General features: G+C 59.5%; 15 protein-coding genes. 6 read left to right on the forward strand and 9 right to left on the reverse strand.

The genetic code is table 11. From position 1 onward, the window contains the following. Positions 1–108: 108 nt before the first annotated feature. The 8 genes from ACP8KU_RS01345 to ACP8KU_RS01380 form a co-directional block, all read right to left on the reverse strand. Positions 109–1,671, reverse strand: coding sequence for a glycosyltransferase 87 family protein (locus ACP8KU_RS01345; RefSeq protein WP_484483855.1), 1,563 nt, complete (start codon positions 1,669–1,671; stop codon positions 109–111). 15 nt (positions 1,672–1,686) lie between these two features. Then, positions 1,687–2,067 (reverse strand): monovalent cation/H(+) antiporter subunit G, encoded by a 381-nt coding sequence (locus tag ACP8KU_RS01350; protein ID WP_005279458.1) that lies wholly within the window; start codon positions 2,065–2,067, stop codon positions 1,687–1,689. Further along, complete coding sequence (locus ACP8KU_RS01355; RefSeq protein ID WP_005279460.1) at positions 2,064–2,339, reverse strand: monovalent cation/H+ antiporter complex subunit F; 276 nt, start codon at positions 2,337–2,339, stop codon at positions 2,064–2,066. Before ACP8KU_RS01355 ends, ACP8KU_RS01350 begins: the two co-directional genes overlap by 4 nt. Further along, complete coding sequence (locus ACP8KU_RS01360; protein ID WP_005279462.1) at positions 2,339–2,866, reverse strand: Na+/H+ antiporter subunit E; 528 nt, start codon at positions 2,864–2,866, stop codon at positions 2,339–2,341. The genes ACP8KU_RS01355 and ACP8KU_RS01360 overlap by 1 nt, the downstream gene beginning before the upstream one ends. Continuing rightward, the gene (locus ACP8KU_RS01365; protein ID WP_284630060.1) at positions 2,859–4,724 is read right to left on the reverse strand and encodes a Na+/H+ antiporter subunit D; all 1,866 of its coding nucleotides are present in this window, start codon (positions 4,722–4,724) and stop codon (positions 2,859–2,861) included. Before ACP8KU_RS01365 ends, ACP8KU_RS01360 begins: the two co-directional genes overlap by 8 nt. Further along, complete coding sequence (locus ACP8KU_RS01370) at positions 4,717–5,217, reverse strand: Na(+)/H(+) antiporter subunit C (RefSeq protein WP_005279466.1); 501 nt, start codon at positions 5,215–5,217, stop codon at positions 4,717–4,719. Before ACP8KU_RS01370 ends, ACP8KU_RS01365 begins: the two co-directional genes overlap by 8 nt. Then, a complete protein-coding gene (locus tag ACP8KU_RS01375; RefSeq protein ID WP_484483856.1) occupies positions 5,218–8,226 on the reverse strand; it encodes a Na+/H+ antiporter subunit A in 3,009 nt (1,002 codons plus the stop codon). Between the two features lie 246 nt (positions 8,227–8,472). Continuing rightward, positions 8,473–9,840, reverse strand: coding sequence for a dipeptidase (locus tag ACP8KU_RS01380; RefSeq protein ID WP_284636798.1), 1,368 nt, complete (start codon positions 9,838–9,840; stop codon positions 8,473–8,475). A 179-nt stretch (positions 9,841–10,019) separates the two neighbouring features. Between ACP8KU_RS01380 and ACP8KU_RS01385 the strand changes: the two genes are divergently transcribed. From ACP8KU_RS01385 to ACP8KU_RS01410, 6 genes are all read left to right on the forward strand, one after another. Then, positions 10,020–12,035, forward strand: a complete 2,016-nt coding sequence (locus ACP8KU_RS01385; RefSeq protein ID WP_484483857.1) for an OPT family oligopeptide transporter — start codon at positions 10,020–10,022, stop codon at positions 12,033–12,035. Between the two features lie 292 nt (positions 12,036–12,327). Next, the gene (groL, locus tag ACP8KU_RS01390; RefSeq protein WP_005279471.1) at positions 12,328–13,971 is read left to right on the forward strand and encodes a chaperonin GroEL; all 1,644 of its coding nucleotides are present in this window, start codon (positions 12,328–12,330) and stop codon (positions 13,969–13,971) included. A 729-nt stretch (positions 13,972–14,700) separates the two neighbouring features. Further along, positions 14,701–14,880: a hypothetical protein gene (locus ACP8KU_RS01395; protein ID WP_005279472.1), complete on the forward strand. Its 180-nt coding sequence runs from the start codon at positions 14,701–14,703 to the stop codon at positions 14,878–14,880. A gap of 24 nt (positions 14,881–14,904) precedes the next feature. Next, positions 14,905–15,030 (forward strand): hypothetical protein, encoded by a 126-nt coding sequence (locus ACP8KU_RS01400; RefSeq protein ID WP_005279473.1) that lies wholly within the window; start codon positions 14,905–14,907, stop codon positions 15,028–15,030. Positions 15,031–15,188: 158 nt separating this feature from the next. Beyond that, entirely contained in the window at positions 15,189–16,088 is a 900-nt protein-coding gene (gene ppk2 / locus ACP8KU_RS01405) for a polyphosphate kinase 2 (protein WP_023018007.1), read from the forward strand. A gap of 252 nt (positions 16,089–16,340) precedes the next feature. After that, positions 16,341–17,489, forward strand: coding sequence for an alpha/beta hydrolase (locus tag ACP8KU_RS01410; RefSeq protein WP_284898121.1), 1,149 nt, complete (start codon positions 16,341–16,343; stop codon positions 17,487–17,489). A gap of 103 nt (positions 17,490–17,592) precedes the next feature. Here the strand turns inward: ACP8KU_RS01410 and ACP8KU_RS01415 are convergent, their stop codons facing one another. Further along, positions 17,593–18,384: an Abi family protein gene (locus ACP8KU_RS01415; protein ID WP_023029258.1), complete on the reverse strand. Its 792-nt coding sequence runs from the start codon at positions 18,382–18,384 to the stop codon at positions 17,593–17,595. Between the last annotated feature and the right edge of the window lie 146 nt (positions 18,385–18,530).

An 18,530-nucleotide genomic window follows, 5' to 3' on the forward strand; every position in this document is an offset into this window, starting at 1 on the left:
CAGTGATCGCACTCCTAGTGCCACACAAGCAGCAGCTGGCCGCGGTGCGGGTTGCAGGGGTGCGCAGCTGGTTGCCGCATGCCCTGGCTGCGCGCGACCACACGCCGCTTAGTCGTCGTCGCGGACGTGGCGGCCGCCGTAGGACGGGGGAGCCGGGATATCGGTATAGCCCTCGGTGGAGGGAAACTCGCGGGTCTCGGGGTTAAATACCGGGAACTCTGCGGTTTCATCGGCGGTGGCAGACCCCTGTGCGGCAGTGCCGGACGCACCTGTGCCGGATGCGGCTGTGCCGGGTGCGGAAACGCCAGACGCGGGAGCTCCGGCTGCTCGGGTGCGCTGCGCCTGGGAGTGCTGGGGCTGAGCGTGCTGCGGCTGGCCTTGCTGCACCGGGGCATGGTGCTGCGATTGAGCAGCGTGCTGACCAGCGTGTTGGCCGCCATGGGGGTCGCCGTGGAGGTCGTCCTCGCTGGGCTGGGTGCCGGGGATGAATCCCCAGAGGGCATAAAAGGCGATGTAGAGGATGCCGGAGCCGGTGAAAAAGAGCATGGCCCACGGCTGGAAATCCCAGTGGTTGAGCGAGCGGTTGGCGGCTTCGAGCCAGAAGGCTGCGGAGACATAGGGCAGGAGCACGATGCACATGGCCGCGAAGGAGACCAGCGCTGCAACTTGCGCGCCGATGACACCGCGCAGGCGCTTGCCCAGTGCCTGGTTGACGGAGATGAGGACCACGATGGCCAGCGGGAAGACCCAGACCCAGTGGTGGTACCAGGAAAAGGGCGAGACCAAGCACGCGCTAATGCCGGCCAAGGCCATGGCGGCGGAGTTATTCTTGTGCTTCATCGCGGTGCGCAGTGCCAGGCAGGTCAAGACGAAGACCACCGCGACGGCGGCGAGCCACATCCAGCCGCCGTCGATGCCCCACGCGCGCACCATGAGCGAGCGGATGGACTGCGCGCCCGGGTTGGTGTGTTCACCCACGCGGGAGGAATTGAAGATCGCATCGGTCCAGAACACCTCGGCGTCCGGGATGGTGACGAAACCAATCGCCACGGTCACCGCGAAGGTAAGGACGCTGATGACCGCCTGCCACCAGCGCCTCTGGAACAAAAGCACCAAGCCCATAAAGGCCGGGGTGAGCTTCAAACCGGCAGCGAGGCCGATGCCAACGCCGGGCAGCGCCCACTTCTTAGGAATGAGGTCGAGGGCGACCAGGAACATTAAAAAGACGTTGATCTGGCCGTAGAACAAGGTGCCGTACATCGGCTCCACGGCCGGGGCGCACAGCACCAGCAGGATGGCGACGACCCAGGTCAGCGGCGATAGTTTGAGGCCGCGCTCGTGGAAGACCATGAGGATGACGGCCAATAAGGCAAGGATGGTGCCGCCTTGCCAGAGGATGATAAGGGGGTCATCGGCAAGCGAGGAAATCCACTTGAATAGCGTGCCGGCAAAGGGAGGGTAAGTAAAAGGCAGGTTGCCAATGTAGGCGTTGTCGTAGAGGTTGGCGCCCTCGGCCACCTCGCCGCCGGCGAGCCAGTAAATCTTCAAATCCAGCGGCACGCGCCAGATGAAGGCATTGGGACCGTCGTATTTGCTATAGCGGGAGATGCTGAAGATGAAGAAGGCAACCAAAAGGGTAGCCAGAGTAGGCAGTCCGTATAGCTTTTTCACGGTTAAAGGTGCCTCCTATTTGCGGCGCAGCGAACGGCCGGCGGGGCGGTCATTGCGCGACATCGATTCCTCGGAACCGTACAGGCCTTCACGGCGTGCGATACGTGAGGTGCGCTGCGCGGTCACCGGGCTGGTAAACATCGCAAACAGTACCAGCAAAATAAGCATACCCAAATCACCACGCTCGGCCATACTGAAAGATTCGGCCCCAGTAATGCGGATGAACGCACCCATGATGGTGAGGATGAGCCCGGTGGTCTGCGGCTTGCTCACGGCGTGCACGCGGGACATCGTGTCCTTAAAGCGCGCCAGGCCAATGGCGGCGGCGAGGATGAGCAGGCTGCCGCTGATGACGAGGATGAGCGAGAGGATATCTGCGATTAGTGACCAACTCATTGGTTATCCCTCTTCCTAAACCTGGTGACGGATACGGTGGAGATGAAGCCGAGCAGCGCGATGACCAGCATGGCCGAGACCACGGAGGTATCAAGCGACCAGCACATGTAGGTCGCCAGTGCGCATTGGAACATGGCGGTAAACCCGTCCATTCCCACCAGCCGGTCGAGGGAGTTGGGCCCTACAATAATGCGCCAGACGGTGATTAATACGGAGACCCACAGCAGGAATGCGGGAACCAGCAGGATGGCGTGATAGATCTGCGGATCCATTATGGGTGGCTCCTTTCAAAGATCTCGATCATGGAAGATTCTAGGCGGGACACGGCATCGATTTCGCGCTGGATCTGCGCCTCATCCCGGGCATCCAGGATGTGGATGGTGATCATGCGATTGGCAATGTCAATGTCGGTCACCGTTCCACCCGGCTGCAGGTTATATAGCGTCACCGCGAGCGAGAGAATGAACTCATTTTCCAGGCGCATCGGCAATTCCAGGATGGCGGTTTTAGGCAGTGGCTGCGGCCGGGAGGCCAGCCAGCCCACCTTGAGGGAGGCGTAAAACAGCTCCCAGAACCAGCGGAGCATGTAGCGGAAGAATTTGCCCCACGCGACCTCGACGCCGGCAATCGGCATCGCCGGCAGCGGCAGGGCGAAGACGATGACCAAGGCGACGAGGAGGCCGCCGACCACATTGCCCACCGTGATTTCACCCATGAGCATGCACCACATGACCGTGATCCAGACGGTAAACCACGGCCGGAAACGGTAGCGCACACCGGCAAAGCGGCTCTTAGTCATCGCGGGCCTCCTTCTTTACTGGCGTAGGGCTTTCCGATGCCCCTGATTTCCCCGGCGCATCCTCGCTCGGCGTCTCCGAACTCGGTGTCTCCGAACTCGGCGTTTCAGCGCTCGGTGTCTCCGGCGCGGCGGATTTCGGATCGTGGGCAGGGCTGGGGTCCGGCAGCAGGTGGCTGCGCTCTTTGTAGGAGTCCGCGCCGCCTTCGTAGCGCTCCTTCTGGTCAAGGTGCCGGGTGGGGTTATCGGCGTTTTCGCCCAATACGGCGTACTGATAAATGGAGGTATCCTGCGCGGATTCGGCCGCGCGGGAGGTAATCCCGGAAATCGGGCCGGCCAGGAAGGTGATCGAGGTCGAGGCGATGACCAGTAGTGCGGTGGCGCCCAGCATGCCGAATGGCACCCGGCCGACGTCCTGGCGGGAGGAGAACTCGACCTCATCGGTGATATCGGAAAGCGGGGCGGGGCGGGCCAGGGCGACGTTACCCTCGGGGGCATCGGCGCGATCGCGCTGGAAGCCCTTGGCCCAGACCAGCATCATGACATAAAGGGTCAGCAGCGAGGTCACCAGTGCGCCACCGATAAGCACCCATGCCAGCCAGGAGCCTTCATTGGCGCCCGCCTGAATGAGGATGATCTTGCCCAAGAAACCAGAAAACGGCGGTACGCCGCCCAGGTTGATGGCCGGGATGAAATACAGCACGGCGATAAGCGGAGCGGAATACATCAGCGAGCCCAGGCGCCGGAGCGAGGAGGTACCGGCCTGGCGCTCGATAAGGCCGACGACCAAGAAGAGCGCGGTCTGCACCAGAATGTGGTGGATGGCGTAGAAAATGGCGCCGGATAGCCCCTGGGCGGTGCCCAAGGAGACGCCAAAGATCATATAACCGATGTGGCTGACCAGGGTAAAGGACAGCAGACGCTTAATATCGGTCTGCGCGATGGCGCCCAGGATGCCCACCAGCATGGTGGCCAGCGCCACCCACATCAGCACGGTATCGAGGCCACCATTGGTAAAGATGGACGTGCGCGCGCGGATAATCGCGTACACACCGACCTTGGTCAGCAGGCCGGCGAAGACGGCCGTGACCAGCGAGGGCGCGGTGGGGTAGGAGTCCGGCAGCCAGGCGGCCAGCGGCACCACCGCGGCCTTAATGCCAAAGGCCACGAGCAAGGTGGCAAAGATGGCGGTGCGAGTGCCCTCCGGGATGTCCTGCATGCGTTGGCCAATCTGGGCCATGTTCATGGTGCCGACGGAGGCATACACATACGCCAGCGCCAGCAGGAAGATCATGGATGAGGCCATCGAGACCATCACATAACCCACGCCGGCGCGCACGCGGCCTGCCGATGCCCCCAAGGTCAACAGCACGTACGAGGCCACGAGGAAGACCTCGAAGCCGACGTACAGGTTAAACAAGTCGCCGGCCAAAAAGGAGATATTTACGCCCATGGTCAGCAACATGTAGGTGGGCAAGAAGACCGCGACCGGTTCGTCCTTGGTGCCATCGCGCACACCCTGGGAAATGGCGTACCAAATGACGGAGAACAGCACCACAGACGAGGTAAAGAGGATCATCGTGGAGAGCCGGTCCGCCACCAAGGTGATGCCCACCGGCGCATCCCAGCCGCCTATTTGCAGGGTCTGTATGCCATGAAAATCCACTATTATGATCAGGCTCGCGTTGACCGCAGCCGTAAACAGCAGGGAGAAAAAGGCAATCTGGCGCTGCACATTAGGCATGCGGGCAAAAAGCAGAGAGAGTGCCGCGGCCACGGCCGGGATGATAACCGGCAGCGGGATGAGGGCGCCGACGTATGGATACATCGCCTCGGCCGCCTGGTGGAATAGCTCAGTCATCTTCGGCTCCCTTCACTGGCTCCTCGAAGGATTCGGGGCCGAAATTATCGCCTTCCTTGGTGGCCCGCCCGGTGGCGGGGTCATTGGAGGCATCATGATCCGCGCTCGCCGCGGCATTGCCGGGCTTGGAGGCCTTGGCGGCAATCGCGGTGTCTTCGGCGTCATCTTCAATGACGTCGGCGGTGCGGTAGCGGTACTGGCGGTAGGCCAAGGTGAGGATGAAAGCCGTCAGCGCCATGGAGATGACGATGGCGGTAAGAATCATCGCTTGGGTAAGAGGGTCCGCAATATCGCTGCCATAAGGCTGGGCCTCGCGGCCATCGATGGGCGGTGAGCCCGCCGGGCCACCGGCCTGCAGCATGAAGAGGTTGGCGCCATTGCCCAGCAAGAGCAGCCCGAGCAGCATCTTGGTCATGGCGCGGTCGAGCAAGAGGTAGATGCCCGCAGAAACCATTACTCCGGCGGCGAGCAGGAGGAAGAGGTTGGCTTGCATTTATTTCTCCTTTCCTGCGTTGTCCCCGGAGTCTGGGCCGGAGGGGCTCGTTGCGGCCGGTACCTTTTCTTGTTTCTTTTCTTGTTTTTGTGACCGTTGGGCCTTCTGCTTGGTGCTGCGCTCCCGGTTCTTCCGCGCAAGGGAGCGGGCGCGGTCGCGGGCGCGCTGCTTACGCATCTCTTCTTCCTCATCCAGCTTGGCGCCGAGCGAGCTGAGCACGTAGAGCGTGAGCCCCACGACGATGAGGTAGACGCCAAGGTCAAAGACCAGCGCCGAAGGCAGCGAGACCGCGCCGATAAGCGGGATTTCGGGCGAGGTATAGCCGCTGGTAAGCGGCGGATGGCCAAAGAACATCGGCACCACCACCGCCAGTGCGGAGAAGGATAGGCCTGCGCCCATGGTGCGCCCGGCATCGATGGGCAGGGCCTCATCGAGCTCCGCGCGGCCACCGGCCAAGTAGCGCAGGATGAGCGCGAGCGCGGCCACGAGGCCACCGGCGAAGCCGCCGCCTGGCGCATTGTGCCCGGCGAAGAAGAAGTAGAACGACAGCGCCATCATGGAAGGGAAGAGCACGCGGGTGGAGACATCGATCATCAGCGAGCGGTTGAGCGCCTGCTCCGATTCCGCGCCCGCGGCCAGCCAGCGCCGGCCCGTGACCTGCAGAGTTGGCCGGCGGCTGTCCCTAGAGAAGGATTGGGTGCGATAAATCAGGGAGGCCACGCCGAGCGCGGCGATGATGATCACCGTGATCTCGCCAAAGGTATCCCAGGCGCGCAGGTCCACCAGCAAGACGTTGACGGCATTGGCGCCGTGGCCAATCTCCTTGGCCAGCTCCGGCATGTACTGCGAGATGGGTTCTGCCGAGCGCGCGTTGATGGCAAACATCGCCACGATGGTGACGGTCAGGCCGGTGCCAACGGAGAGCCACGCGCGCAGGCGGCCCATCTTCGGGTCCTGCTTCCACTCGGTAGATGCCGGGATGCGGCGCAGCACCAGCATGAATAGCACCATGATGATGGTTTCCGTCAGCAGCTGGGTCAGCGCCAAGTCCGGGGCGCCGTGGATGGCAAAGACGAAGGACAGGGAATAACCGGTAATGCCGACGATGATGACGGCAGACAAACGGTTATCGGTCACCGTGGCGGCGATGGCGGCCACCATCATGATGATGGCGGCGACAATCTGCCAGGGATTTTCCGCAACCACCATGCGGATATCCGTGAGATCACCGGTAATCAGCATGGTCAGCGGCAGCACCATCAGGGTGGCGAAGATGACGGTCAGGTTGAGCTGCAACGAACCGCGCTGGGTCACGGCCGTGGTGCGCAGGGAGAGCTTGCGCAGGGTGGAAATGACCTTGTCGTAGACGGCGTCGGCATCGCCAAGCGCGGGATAAGCAAACTGCCATTGCTCCAGCACCTGGCGGCGCCAGTGCACGATGATTCCGGCCACGATGATGATGGCGGAGACGCCCAAGGTCACCGACCACCCGTGCCAGAGTGCCAGGCCGTGGTGCTCGCCTGCCCCGAAAGTGGAATCGAGGTGCTGATCGATGGCCGCCGAGAGCGCCTGCGGCGCGAGGCCGAGCGCGATGGTCAGCGCGGTGAGCACGGCTGGGGCCAGCCACAGGCCCACGTTGACCTTGTGCATCGTGGCTACGGCTTTAGAGACGCCGTCCTTATCGTCAGGGAGGTTCTTGGAGGCAAAGGCACCCCACAAAAAGCGCAGGGCATAGGCCATGGTGAGGATGGAACCTGCCACATAGGCCACCAGGATCATATTGCGTGGCATGCCAATGAGCAGCTCTTCGTGCATGGTGGATTCCAGCACGGCCTCCTTGGACACAAAACCAAAGAGCGGGGGAACGCCCGCCATGGATAGGGCGGAGATTAGGGCGATGCCGTAAAGGAAGGGCTGCCTGCGGCCGAGGCCGGATAGCTTCGTAATATCGCGCGTGCCTGAGCAGTGATCGATGGCGCCGACCACCATGAACAGTGCGGCCTTAAAGAGCGAGTGAGCAAAGGTCAGCGCCAGGCCCGCCTGCATGGCCTCCCGGGAGCCAACCGCCACGATGGAGGTAATAAAGCCCAGCTGGGAGACCGTGCCATAGGCCAAAATGAGCTTGAGGTCCTTTTGCTTCAGCGCCATCCAACCGCCGAGGAGCATGGTAAAGACGCCTAAGGAAATGACCACGAGGTGCCAGGTGGCCACCTCGTACATATCCGGTGCCAGGCGCGCGACCAGGTAGATTCCGGCCTTGACCATGGCGGCGGAGTGCAGGTACGCCGAGACCGGCGTCGGTGCTGCCATGGCACCCGGTAGCCAGAAGTGCGCCGGCACGATGGCGGATTTGGTCAGCGCACCGACCAGGATGAGCACGATGGCGACGGTGACGTACGGCGTTTGGGGGAAGTGATCGTAGGCGTGGATTTCACTAAACGTCCACGCCCCAGTCTGCCGTCCGAGCAGGCAGATGCCCATCAGCATGGACAGGCCACCCAAGACCGTGACCATCAGGGCCTGCTGCGCGGCGCGGCGCGAAGAGGCGCGCTCGGCGTAGTAGCTGACCAATAGGTACGACAAGAGGGAGGTGATCTCCCAGAAGACGTACATGAGTAGCAGGCTATCGGAGGTGACCAGCCCAAACATGGCGGTGGCAAAGCCCACCATTTGGCCGGCGAACATGGCAAGGCGGCGGCGCGTGGAATCGAAATAGCCCCAGCAATACAGCAGGACCAGAGCGCCCATGCCCAAAATAATGAGGCTAAAGAGCCCGCCTAGGGCATCCATGCGCAGATCCACGGCGAGGTGCGCGGCCGGCATCCACTCGATGGTGTAATTCAGCGTGCCGCCGTCGCGGAAGGTGCCCCGGATAAAGTGCGCGAGGGTCCACACGAAACCGACACCGGGAACTATTGCCAATAAACCAAAGGCTGGGCGGCCCACATTCATAATGAGCAGCGGTGCAACCACGGTGGCAACGATGAGGGCACCCAGAAGTATTAGCACGTTGGAATCTGCGCTCCTTAGGTTGTGTCAAGTTCTCAGACCCTCGGTGCCGTGGTGCGTGGGGCATATGCGCCGGGAGCATATACACGCCAAGACAGTCCGCACTCGACCGAGCACGAACTGTCCCACTTGTGCAAGCAGCGTGGCCGGAAACGGGGTCAACTCGTCGAAAGTTTACCGATTTTTCCACAACTTCGAAAGATTACTTTTCGTGCACAGTATTATATACCGCCGTTGTGCGCTTTTTTAAGCGTAGCGCTGCAAGAAAAGAGCCTCCGCGGCGGCGACGTGTTCGATCTCGGTGGGATCGACGGACTCATTGGCGGAGTGGATGGTGCACTTGGGCTCCTCCACGCCGTAGAGGGCGATTTCCGCGTTGGGGTGTGCCTCTTGCAGCTCGGTGGTCAGCGGGATGGAACCGCCCATGCCCTGTGCCGCGGTGTCCTTGCCGTAAGCCTCGGAGAGGCACTGGCCCAACAGTGCCACGGCGGGCTTTTCCGGGTCGGTGGAGAAACCGGCATTGGCCTCCACAACCTCTGCCTTGACGTGCGCGCCCCACGGCGCGTGGTTCTTCACGTGCTCGCAGACGGCCTCACCAATGGCGCGGGCATCGGTGCCTGCTGGAACGCGCAGGTTCAGCTTGGCGGCCGCGGTAGCGGGGACGGCGTTGACGGCCTCAGCCACCGGAGTAGAGGTAAAGCCGGTCACGGAAATGGCCGGGCGGGACCACACCATGTCAGCCACCGGGGTAGCACCCTCCGGATCCTTGGAGCCCATGATCTCGGTGCCCTCGAGCAGCTGCGCATCGCCGCGGAACGCCTCCGCTGGGTATTCTTGGCCCTGCCAGTGGGCGCTGGTATCCACGCCATCGATGGTGGTGCGGCCGTACTCGTCCGTGAGCGAATCCAGCGTGCGCATCAGCGCCTTCACCGCATCCGGGGCCGCGCCGCCGAATTGGCCGGAGTGCACAGGTGCGGCCAGGGTATTGACCTCAACCTCAATCTGCGCACCGCCGCGCAGGGAGGTGGTCAAGGTGGGTTGGCCCACGGCGGCATTGCCGGCATCCGCGATCAGGATGGCATCGGCAGCGAAAAGCTCTGGGCGGTCCTTGATGAGCTGGGACAGGCCTTCGCCGCCGCGCTCTTCAGAGCCTTCGATGAGGTACTTCAGGTTCACCTTGGTGCCGCCATTGGCCTCCAGTGCACGCAGGGCCGCCAGGTGCATGGCCACATTGCCCTTGCAGTCCGCCGCGCCGCGGCCGTACCAGCGGGTGGTGCCCTCGGCATCGGCGCGCTCGGTCAGGGTGAAGGGATCGGACTCCCAGTCCGCGCGGTCTCCGGCGGGCACGACATCGTAGTGCGAGTACAACAGGACGGTCTTGGCGCCCTCCTCACCCTTGCGCTCGCCCAGAATGGCGGTGGAACCATCCGCAGTGGTGATGGTTTCTACCGTTGCCCCGGCCTCTTCCAGCGCGGCCTTTACCCACTGGCTAGCACCCTGGGCCTGGTCTTCCAAGCCTGGCTCATTGTGGACGGAATTGAATGCCACGAGCTCGCTGAGCTGGCGGAAGATGGTGTTGCGGTCACTGCGTACGCTGTCAATGATATTTGTCATGCACCCTACGGTACCCTGCCGTGCGCGGGCCATAAAGTAAGCCATAAATTAAATGGAATAGGTACACGGGGCGGCGGTGGCCTAGAATTTTCCCCATCTTCCCGCCAGGTACCTTCCGGTGGCCGACGCGAAGATGGTTGAGATTAAAAACAGTGAAGCAATACTAGAAAGGACCTGGCATGGCGTCTACGCAAGCTCCCGCCGCCGGTTCGCAGGCCAGCCTGCCCGAGTTGACCCTGCGCGGGGTCATCATCGGTGGCCTGATTACCCTCATTTTTACCGCCGCCAACGTCTACCTGGGCCTGAAGGTGGGCCTGACGTTTGCCACCTCCATTCCCGCCGCCGTGATTTCCATGGCGGTGTTGCGCCGGTTTGCCGGGCACAACATCAAAGAAAACAACATTGTGCAGACCATTGCCTCGGCCGCAGGCACGTTGTCCGCCATCATCTTCGTCCTGCCCGGCCTGGTCATGGTGGGCTATTGGCAGGGCTTCGGATTTTTCAAAACCGCAGGCGTCTGCATCATCGGCGGCGTGCTGGGCGTGATGTATTCCATCCCGCTGCGCCGCGCGCTGGTGACCGGCTCCGATCTTCCTTATCCGGAAGGCGTTGCCGCCGCGGAGGTCCTCCGGGTTGGTGATGAAAGCGGCGACGGCGCCAGTCACGGGGAGAATGCCAAGGGCTTGCGCGTTATCGTCGTCGGCGGCTTGGTCTCCGCCGCGATGGCACTATTGACCTCGATGAAGGCCGCGGCCGCTGAGGTTTCTACCTATTTCAAGCTCGGCTCCGGTGCCACCACGCTGGGCGCGAGCCTGTCCACCGCTCTCATTGGCGTCGGCCACCTGGTGGGCCTGCCGGTGGGTATTGCGATGCTGGTCGGCGTGGTCATCTCCTACTTCGTCCTGCTGCCCATCCGCACTTCCGGCGATGTGGGCTCTGCTGCCGCGCTAGCCGATGTCGTCGATCCCACCTTCGCCGATGACATCCGCTTCATCGGCGTGGGCACCATGGCCATCGCCGCTATCTGGACGCTTATCAAGATCGCAGGCCCCATCACGGTGGGCATTCGCCAGTCCTTGGCCTCATCGCGCACCCGCAAATCCGGCGGCTCGGTCGATGTGACCGAGCGCGATATCCCGTTCCCGTACGTTGTGACCACGATTGTGGTGCTGATGGTGCCCATCGCGCTATTGCTCTGGGACTTCGTGCAAGGTACCGATATTCATGATCACATGGTGGTGCTCATTACCGTCTCTGTGGTCTTTACCCTGCTGGTGGGCCTAATCATTGCCTCCGTGTGCGGTTATATGGCTGGTTTGATCGGTGCCTCCAACTCGCCGATTTCCTCCATTGGCGTGATCGCGGTGCTTACTGCATCGTTAGTCATCGCGGCCGTGACCCGCGGCAGCAGCGCGGAGCCGCTCTCCCTGGTGGCCTATACGCTCTTTACCGCGGCCATCGTCTTTGGCATCGCCACCATTTCCAATGACAACCTGCAGGATTTAAAGACCGGCCAGCTGGTTGGCGCTACCCCGTGGAAACAGCAGGTGGCGCTGATCATCGGCGTGGTCTTCGGCTCCCTGGTGATCCCGCCCATCCTGCAGCTCATGCTCACCGGATTCGGTTTCCAGGGTATGGAAGGCGCCGGCGAGGATGCCCTTGCTGCCCCACAAGCCGCCCTGATGTCCTCGGTGGCCTCCGGCATTTTTGAAAACTCGCTGAACTGGAGCCTTATCTTTACCGGTATGGGCATTGGCGCCGTCCTTATTGTCGTGGATGAGTGCTTGCACAAGTTCACCTCCAAGGGGTCGCTGTCCCCACTGGCTGTTGGCATGGGCATGTATCTTCCGGCCGCGCTCACCGTCGTCATTCCCATCGGCGCCATCCTGGGTACCTTCTATAACAAGTGGGCCGCACGCCAATCCCGCCCGGATTTTGCCAAGCGCATGGGTACGCTTCTGGCCACCGGTCTCATCGTGGGCGAGTCCCTCTTCGGCGTGGTCAACGCCGCCATTATCGCCGCTTCCGGCGGGGATAGCCCGCTGGAGGTCTTTTCCGGCGGTACCTCCGCGACGGTGCTCGGCATCGTGCTATTTATCGCGGCGCTCAGCTTCATCTACCGCTGGACCGCGCGCAAGGTGCAAGCCCCTGAGCAGACCGAGACCCCTGACAAGGCCCGAGCGGACAATCGCTAGTCCCGTTTACGCGTGGCCCTCATCGGGCCACTCCTTATATATACGGATATGTACGCATGCATCTGGTGCCTCTGCGGGAGGTGCCAGATCGCTAGAGGCAAGCGCGTTGCACCTTGCAGTCGGGGTAGGAGAGTGCCAGAATAGTCGTTAGCACTCGCACAGAATGAGTGCTAGATAAATCTCCATCGTTGTGGTTGAGGTTGGTCCACACTCACCAGCCATGCCGTCGCGGGCGTCCGCAGCGAGAAAGACGTGAGTGTCGTCCTCAATAAATCCAAGGAGCACAAACACTATGGCAAAGATTATCGCTTTTGATGAAGAGGCCCGCCGCGGCCTTGAGCGCGGCCTGAATACTCTGGCTGACGCAGTCAAGGTCACCCTCGGACCTAAGGGCCGCAACGTCGTCCTGGAAAAGTCCTGGGGCGCACCGACCATTACTAATGACGGCGTTTCCATCGCTCGCGAAATCGAACTCGAGGATGCCTACGAGAAGATCGGCGCCGAGCTGGTCAAGGAAGTTGCCAAGAAGACTGATGACGTCGCCGGCGACGGCACCACCACCGCAACCGTTCTGGCACAGGCACTCGTCCGCGAAGGCCTGCGCAACGTAGCCGCTGGTTCCAACCCCATGGGCATCAAGCGCGGCATCGAGACCGCAACCAAGAAGGTTGTGGACTCCCTGCTGTCTTCCGCTAAGGAAGTAGAAACCCAGGAGCAGATCGCTACCACCGCTGGTATTTCCGCTGCGGACCCAGCAATCGGTGAGAAGATCGCCGAGGCTATGTACACCGTGGGCAACGGTTCCGTAAACAAGGACTCCGTTATCACCGTGGAAGAATCCAATACCTTCGGCGTGGACCTCGAGGTTACTGAGGGTATGCGCTTTGATAAGGGCTACATCTCCGGCTACTTCGCCACCGATATGGAGCGCCAGGAGGCAGTCCTGGAGGATCCATACATCCTGCTGGTCTCCTCCAAGATCTCCAATATCAAGGACCTCGTTCCGCTGCTGGAGAAGGTCATGCAGTCCGGCAAGCCACTGCTGATCATTGCTGAGGATGTTGAGGGCGAAGCCCTGTCCACCCTTGTGGTCAACAAGATCCGCGGCACCTTCAAGTCCGTTGCCGTGAAGGCTCCGGGCTTCGGCGACCGCCGCAAGGCCACCCTGCAGGACATGGCCATCCTGACCGGCGGCCAGGTCATCTCCGAAGAGGTCGGCCTTTCCCTTGAGACCGCCGAGCTCGAGTACTTGGGCCAGGCACGCAAGGTCGTTGTGACCAAGGATGAGACCACCATCGTCCAGGGTGCTGGCACCCAGGAGCAGATCGATGGCCGCATCAAGCAGATCCGCGCCGAGATCGAGAACTCCGATTCCGATTACGACCGCGAGAAGCTGCAGGAGCGCCTGGCTAAGCTCTCCGGCGGCGTGGCCGTGCTCAAGGTCGGTGCCGCCACCGAGGTTGAGCTCAAGGAGCGCAAGCACCGCATCGAGGATGCCGTGCGTAACGCCAAGGCAGCCGTGGAAGAAGGCATCGTTGCCGGCGGTGGCGTTGCCCTGCTGCAGGCCGCTTCCGTTCTTGACTCCATCGAGGCCGAAGGCGATGAGGCAACCGGTGTAAAGATCGTCCGCGAGGCACTGTCTGCACCGCTGAAGCAGATCGCTCACAACGCTGGCCTCGAGCCTGGCGTCGTGGCCGACAAAGTCTCCGGCCTGCCCGCCGGCGAGGGCCTCAATGCCGCCACCGGTGAGTACGTCAACCTCATGGAATCCGGCATCAACGACCCGGTTAAGGTCACCCGCTCCGCACTGCAGAACGCTGCATCCATTGCTGCACTGTTCCTGACCACCGAGGCCGTTGTGGCTGATAAGCCAGAGCCTGCCGGCTCCAATAACGCTATGCCTGACGCTGACGCTATGGGCGGCATGGGCTTCTAGGCTAAGAGCCTAGAAAGCCTGCCGTATAGCCCTTATATACGCCTCTCAGGCGATATAAGAGGTATACGTGTCAAGGCCTTAGCGGAGGCACGGTAAGTGTCAATGCGCCCCTTCAATGTGCATATACCGCACAATGGTGGGGCGCTTCGGCGTGTCTAAGGCATTCTGTGCGCTTGTCGTGTTACTGCAACGATGAAATTTCGTTGAATCGCGGCATAAACGACGAAAATGCTAGTCATTGGCGTCTTTCTTGAGTCATGACAGCTTCTTCATGGAGCGCCGAAAACTAGGTGACTGAGGCTAAATAAGTGTCCCCTTACCTGATAACATCAGCCACATACGTCACAATACCCCCCCGATGTGGGTACTGGAGCGGGCGATAGGCGCAAGAAAATTTTGGCTGCGTCTACAGACATTAGAGAGTTATGTATATCGGTATTTGCACCCTCGGGTGTTACAGTGTTCACCCGAAATTAACTAAATCGCGGTGCGGGAATACTAAAACCGCAGCTCACAGCTTTGTCTGGACGTCATAAATTCCATCGCGTATCTATATAAAAAACAGGACCATTTCAGTGCAAGTCGAAAAAGGCGAAAATTTTCCGCGAAGTGGACTTGCTTTCAATCGAAGTTGTGCCAAAATATCTCTTGTGACGCCCACTGAGGGTGTCTGCAAACTGCAAACCCCTCCGGGGCAGAAAGCTTCGGACATACTTTAGGAGTTCAATTATGGATCTCTCCACCATCCAGATGCACCTGGACAACTTCGTTACCACTTGGACCCAGTGGCACAACATTGTCGAGGCTGTTCACTCCCTCGTCACCACTGGTAAGGAGAGCTTCGGTGCGGTAAGCTCCAACTTCCCGCTCTTCGCTGGTTCCAGCCACCAGAACGTATACGAATTCTAATTTAATTCTTTTTAAGGAGACACAATGCAAGAGCAACTTTCTTCCTTTGCTTCTAACCTCTACACCTTCGGTGAGGCTATCTACAAGGCGTTCGAACCGTTCTTGAACATCGCTGACGCTGCTTCCAAGCTGCTCGGCATGTTCCAGTAAGAACAGCCTTCTAAAGTGAGCTTATAAAGCTCCTGAAGTAGAATGACCTGTCCCGTTTGGGGCAGGTCATTTTTCGTTTTCTGTTTTATATACCTGTATGCAGGGGCGGCGTTGCCTTTTGGCGCGCTAGAAGCCATCGAACGGGTTACACTAAGTGCATGGCTGATATTAAAGACGACGAACTCCCTGAGATTGACCTTGCAAAGACGGACGGCTTTGTCGTCGATGGAGCGGATGAAGACGATCCGTCGCTGATCATGCCGGATGGTTCTCCCGTGGAGACGTGGCGTGAGAATTATCCTTATGACGAGCGCATGACGCGTGATGAATACGACACTATTAAGCGCTCGTTGCAGATTGAGCTTTTGAAATGGCAGAACTGGACTAAGGAAACCGGTCAGCGCCATATCATCCTATTTGAGGGCCGTGATGCTGCCGGCAAGGGTGGCACTATCAAGCGCTTTAATGAGCACCTGAACCCCCGTGGTGCGCGCACCGTGGCTTTGGAGAAGCCGTCACCGCGCGAATCCACGTCGTGGTACTTCCAGCGCTATATCGAGCATTTTCCCGCCGCAGGAGAGATCGTATTCTTTGACCGCTCCTGGTACAACCGTTCCGGCGTGGAACGGGTCATGGGCTTTTGTACAGAGTCCCAGCACGCAGAGTTCCTGCGTGAGGTCCCCATGCTAGAAAATATGCTCTTAGGATCGGGTATCTCGCTGACCAAGCTGTGGTTCTCGGTTACTAGGAAGGAACAGCGCACGCGCTTTGCCATCCGCCAGATTGACCCAGTGCGCCAGTGGAAGCTTTCGCCAATGGACCTGGCTTCCCTGGATAAGTGGGATGACTACACGCGCGCGAAGGAAGAGCAGTTCCGCTATACGGATACGGAAGAATCGCCGTGGATTACCATCAAGTCCAATGACAAGAAGCGTGCACGCGTCAACGCGATGCGCTATGTGCTCTCGAAGTTCGAGTACACCAACAAGGATCATGAGTTGGTAGGGGAGCCGGACTCGAACATTGTTAAGCGTGGGCGCGACCAGATTGGTGATTAGTAGCTTTAAGTCTTAGCTCCTTTTGTAGCGGGAAGAACGTAATAATCGGTCTTCCCGCTTTGCTGTGTCTGTGGTTTTTACGGCTGAATCGTAGCTGTGGCGAGGACCTGACTTATACGGATATTTATTAGGGAATCTGTAGCTATAAATAAAAACTTTTTGAGTTACGTTCCCCGGGAAACTACTATTAGGGTGACCTAAGAGTCATCTTGCCCGTATGCGTGGTATAACCCACATCTAAGGAGTATGTACATGATAAGGAAGAAACTGTGCGTCTTGGCTACCGCTACCGCTGTATCCATGGCACCGATTGCAGTATCGGGAACGCTTACTGCTACCGCATTTGCCGGTGGCGGCGAACCAGCCGCTGAGGCAGCGGCCGATAAGACCGACGTGCTTGGCCGCTCGACGGTGTCTGATAAACAGATCGCCGATGAAGACGGCTACTTTGATAGCCACGATGGCGAAGGCGTGAAGATCTACTACCGCAAGCAGCTGGTAGAAAACCCGCGCGGCAATGTCGTATTGGCCCACGGTGTCTCCGAACACTCTGGTCGCTATGACTACGTGGCCAAGCGCCTGCTGGATGCCGGATACAACGTCTACCGCCTGGACCACCGCGGACACGGCAAGTCTGCGTCTGGCAGCACGCCGCTGGGTCACATTGATAACTTCCAGTACATCCTCAATGATTTCGACCGCGTCGTCGATATGGCCAAGGGCGAGCACCCCGATGTAAAGACCTTCCTGTTGGGTCACTCCATGGGCTCGCTGACTGTTCAGGCGTACGGTATCCGTGAGCCTGGCAAGGTCGATGGCATCATCACCAATGGTGGCGGTGCACCATTGAACCTTTCCGGTAAGAAGGCAACCGGCCAGACCGTCACCCCAGAAGAAATTTCTGAGGTGCAAAAGCAGCTCGACCCCACCCTGTTCGAGCGCTTGCCGCTGGCGGATATCACCAGCTTTAACGCCAACTACGCGCAGAACCTGATCCCGCACCGGACCCACATTGGTGCGCAGTCGCCGGAGCTTTCCAAGAAGGTTATGCTGTCGAACCCCTTCACGGAGGGCATTTCTACCAGCCAGGCCGTCAAGGACGAGTACGCTACCAGCCCGCTCATCGCGCAAAAGACCAGCGCCGGTACCGCGCTGCAGCTGGGTGCTATTGCAACCTATGATGCCGTCAATGCGGACTTGTTCACCGCGCCGACGCTTATCATGCACGGCACCAAGGACGGCATTGTTCCGCCGTACTTCTCCCAGGACTGGTACAACTCCATTTCCTCTGAAGATGTGGAATACATCAACTGGGAGGGCCAGAAGCACGAGGTATTTAACGAGCCCGCCGCTGATCAGGCCCTCGATACCGTTGTGGATTGGCTGGACCGCCACGTGTAGAAGATAGCGTGTCTCGGGTTTAATAGGCCCGGCACACAATGACCTGCTTTCCCTGTCGTTGGGTTGGTACTTAGGCTTTAGCGGCCTAGGGAAGGTGGGTCATTTATGATTTGTTTGAATTATTTAGACTTGCGTAGAAGGTGTCCAACTCGGTGAGAATTGCTGTTGTGGGCAGGTTTTCCGTGAGGTAAGAGGCTAAATCACGGTCCAACATCGCTGCTACATCTTGGCAGGCCTCGTGGCATTCTCTAGGCCGTAATCGAGTATCTGTGCCCGTGACAGGGATGCCGCGAAGGACTACAGACTCGTGATGCGCAACCCTATTTCTAATTTTCTTTATCTCGAGGATTTTGGAATGAACCCACTTACGGGTCAGACCGTGAGTGGAAAATTCAGGATCTTTCTTCCGAGCTACTGAATTCGCACCTGGAAAGACAGAAATTAAGGCTTGGCGGGACCAAATTCTGTCATGATCAGCATTGTTGAAAGGGGCTGGTAAGCCCGTGGAGCCTCCTGTATCGAGGATATTTGTCCAAGTTCTAAACATGGAAGCAGCAATGACCCGTCCTCCCAGCCTTTTGCTTCGTTCGGTATTCTTGGTGAAGTCTGTTGGCAGGCTATTCCATGCTTCTGTGATATTGTCTCGAACCCGTTTATCGAACCCCATCTCGAGCTTGCAATACCAATCATCTCCGTATTCGGAGCTGAGATATCCAGAAACTGAGTTACGTAATGCTACTTCGATGAAGGCTATCTCATGAAAAAGGGAAGCACTAAGGTGGCGATCGAGTTCGTAGAGCTCAAAAGCCTTATCTGTGGATCCACCAGTTTTTGTAAGGTAGGGCTCCAACCTGTTTTCTGATAACCACTCTTTTTTAATCCGTTTACTACTCATGGCTACCAACTTAAAGGCTCTTTAAAAATATTTTTGATTGAGGCGGCACGTCCGATTATACTCGGTATAGTATTCCCCTCCTCGTGGTGGTCAACCGTTCAGCGGCTTGGCTGAGGAGGGGTCTTTTGCTTACATAACTCCGGATC

It is taken from the genome of Corynebacterium sp. LaCa_282 (genome assembly GCF_057198125.1).

Excerpts from the sequence above, each read along its gene's own strand:
- ACP8KU_RS01365 (WP_284630060.1), bottom strand. The coding sequence starts at position 4,724 with ATGACTGAGCTATTCCACCAGGCGGCCGAGGCGATGTATCCATACGTC.
- ACP8KU_RS01355 (WP_005279460.1), bottom strand. The coding sequence starts at position 2,339 with ATGGATCCGCAGATCTATCACGCCATCCTGCTGGTTCCCGCATTCCTG.
- ACP8KU_RS01350 (WP_005279458.1), bottom strand. The coding sequence starts at position 2,067 with ATGAGTTGGTCACTAATCGCAGATATCCTCTCGCTCATCCTCGTCATC.
- ppk2 (WP_023018007.1), top strand. The coding sequence starts at position 15,189 with ATGGCTGATATTAAAGACGACGAACTCCCTGAGATTGACCTTGCAAAG.
- ACP8KU_RS01395 (WP_005279472.1), top strand. The coding sequence starts at position 14,701 with ATGGATCTCTCCACCATCCAGATGCACCTGGACAACTTCGTTACCACT.
- ACP8KU_RS01370 (WP_005279466.1), bottom strand. The coding sequence starts at position 5,217 with ATGCAAGCCAACCTCTTCCTCCTGCTCGCCGCCGGAGTAATGGTTTCT.
- ACP8KU_RS01385 (WP_484483857.1), top strand. The coding sequence starts at position 10,020 with ATGGCGTCTACGCAAGCTCCCGCCGCCGGTTCGCAGGCCAGCCTGCCC.
- ACP8KU_RS01360 (WP_005279462.1), bottom strand. The coding sequence starts at position 2,866 with ATGACTAAGAGCCGCTTTGCCGGTGTGCGCTACCGTTTCCGGCCGTGG.
- groL (WP_005279471.1), top strand. The coding sequence starts at position 12,328 with ATGGCAAAGATTATCGCTTTTGATGAAGAGGCCCGCCGCGGCCTTGAG.
- ACP8KU_RS01400 (WP_005279473.1), top strand. The coding sequence starts at position 14,905 with ATGCAAGAGCAACTTTCTTCCTTTGCTTCTAACCTCTACACCTTCGGT.
- ACP8KU_RS01410 (WP_284898121.1), top strand. The coding sequence starts at position 16,341 with ATGATAAGGAAGAAACTGTGCGTCTTGGCTACCGCTACCGCTGTATCC.
- ACP8KU_RS01415 (WP_023029258.1), bottom strand. The coding sequence starts at position 18,384 with ATGAGTAGTAAACGGATTAAAAAAGAGTGGTTATCAGAAAACAGGTTG.
- ACP8KU_RS01380 (WP_284636798.1), bottom strand. The coding sequence starts at position 9,840 with ATGACAAATATCATTGACAGCGTACGCAGTGACCGCAACACCATCTTC.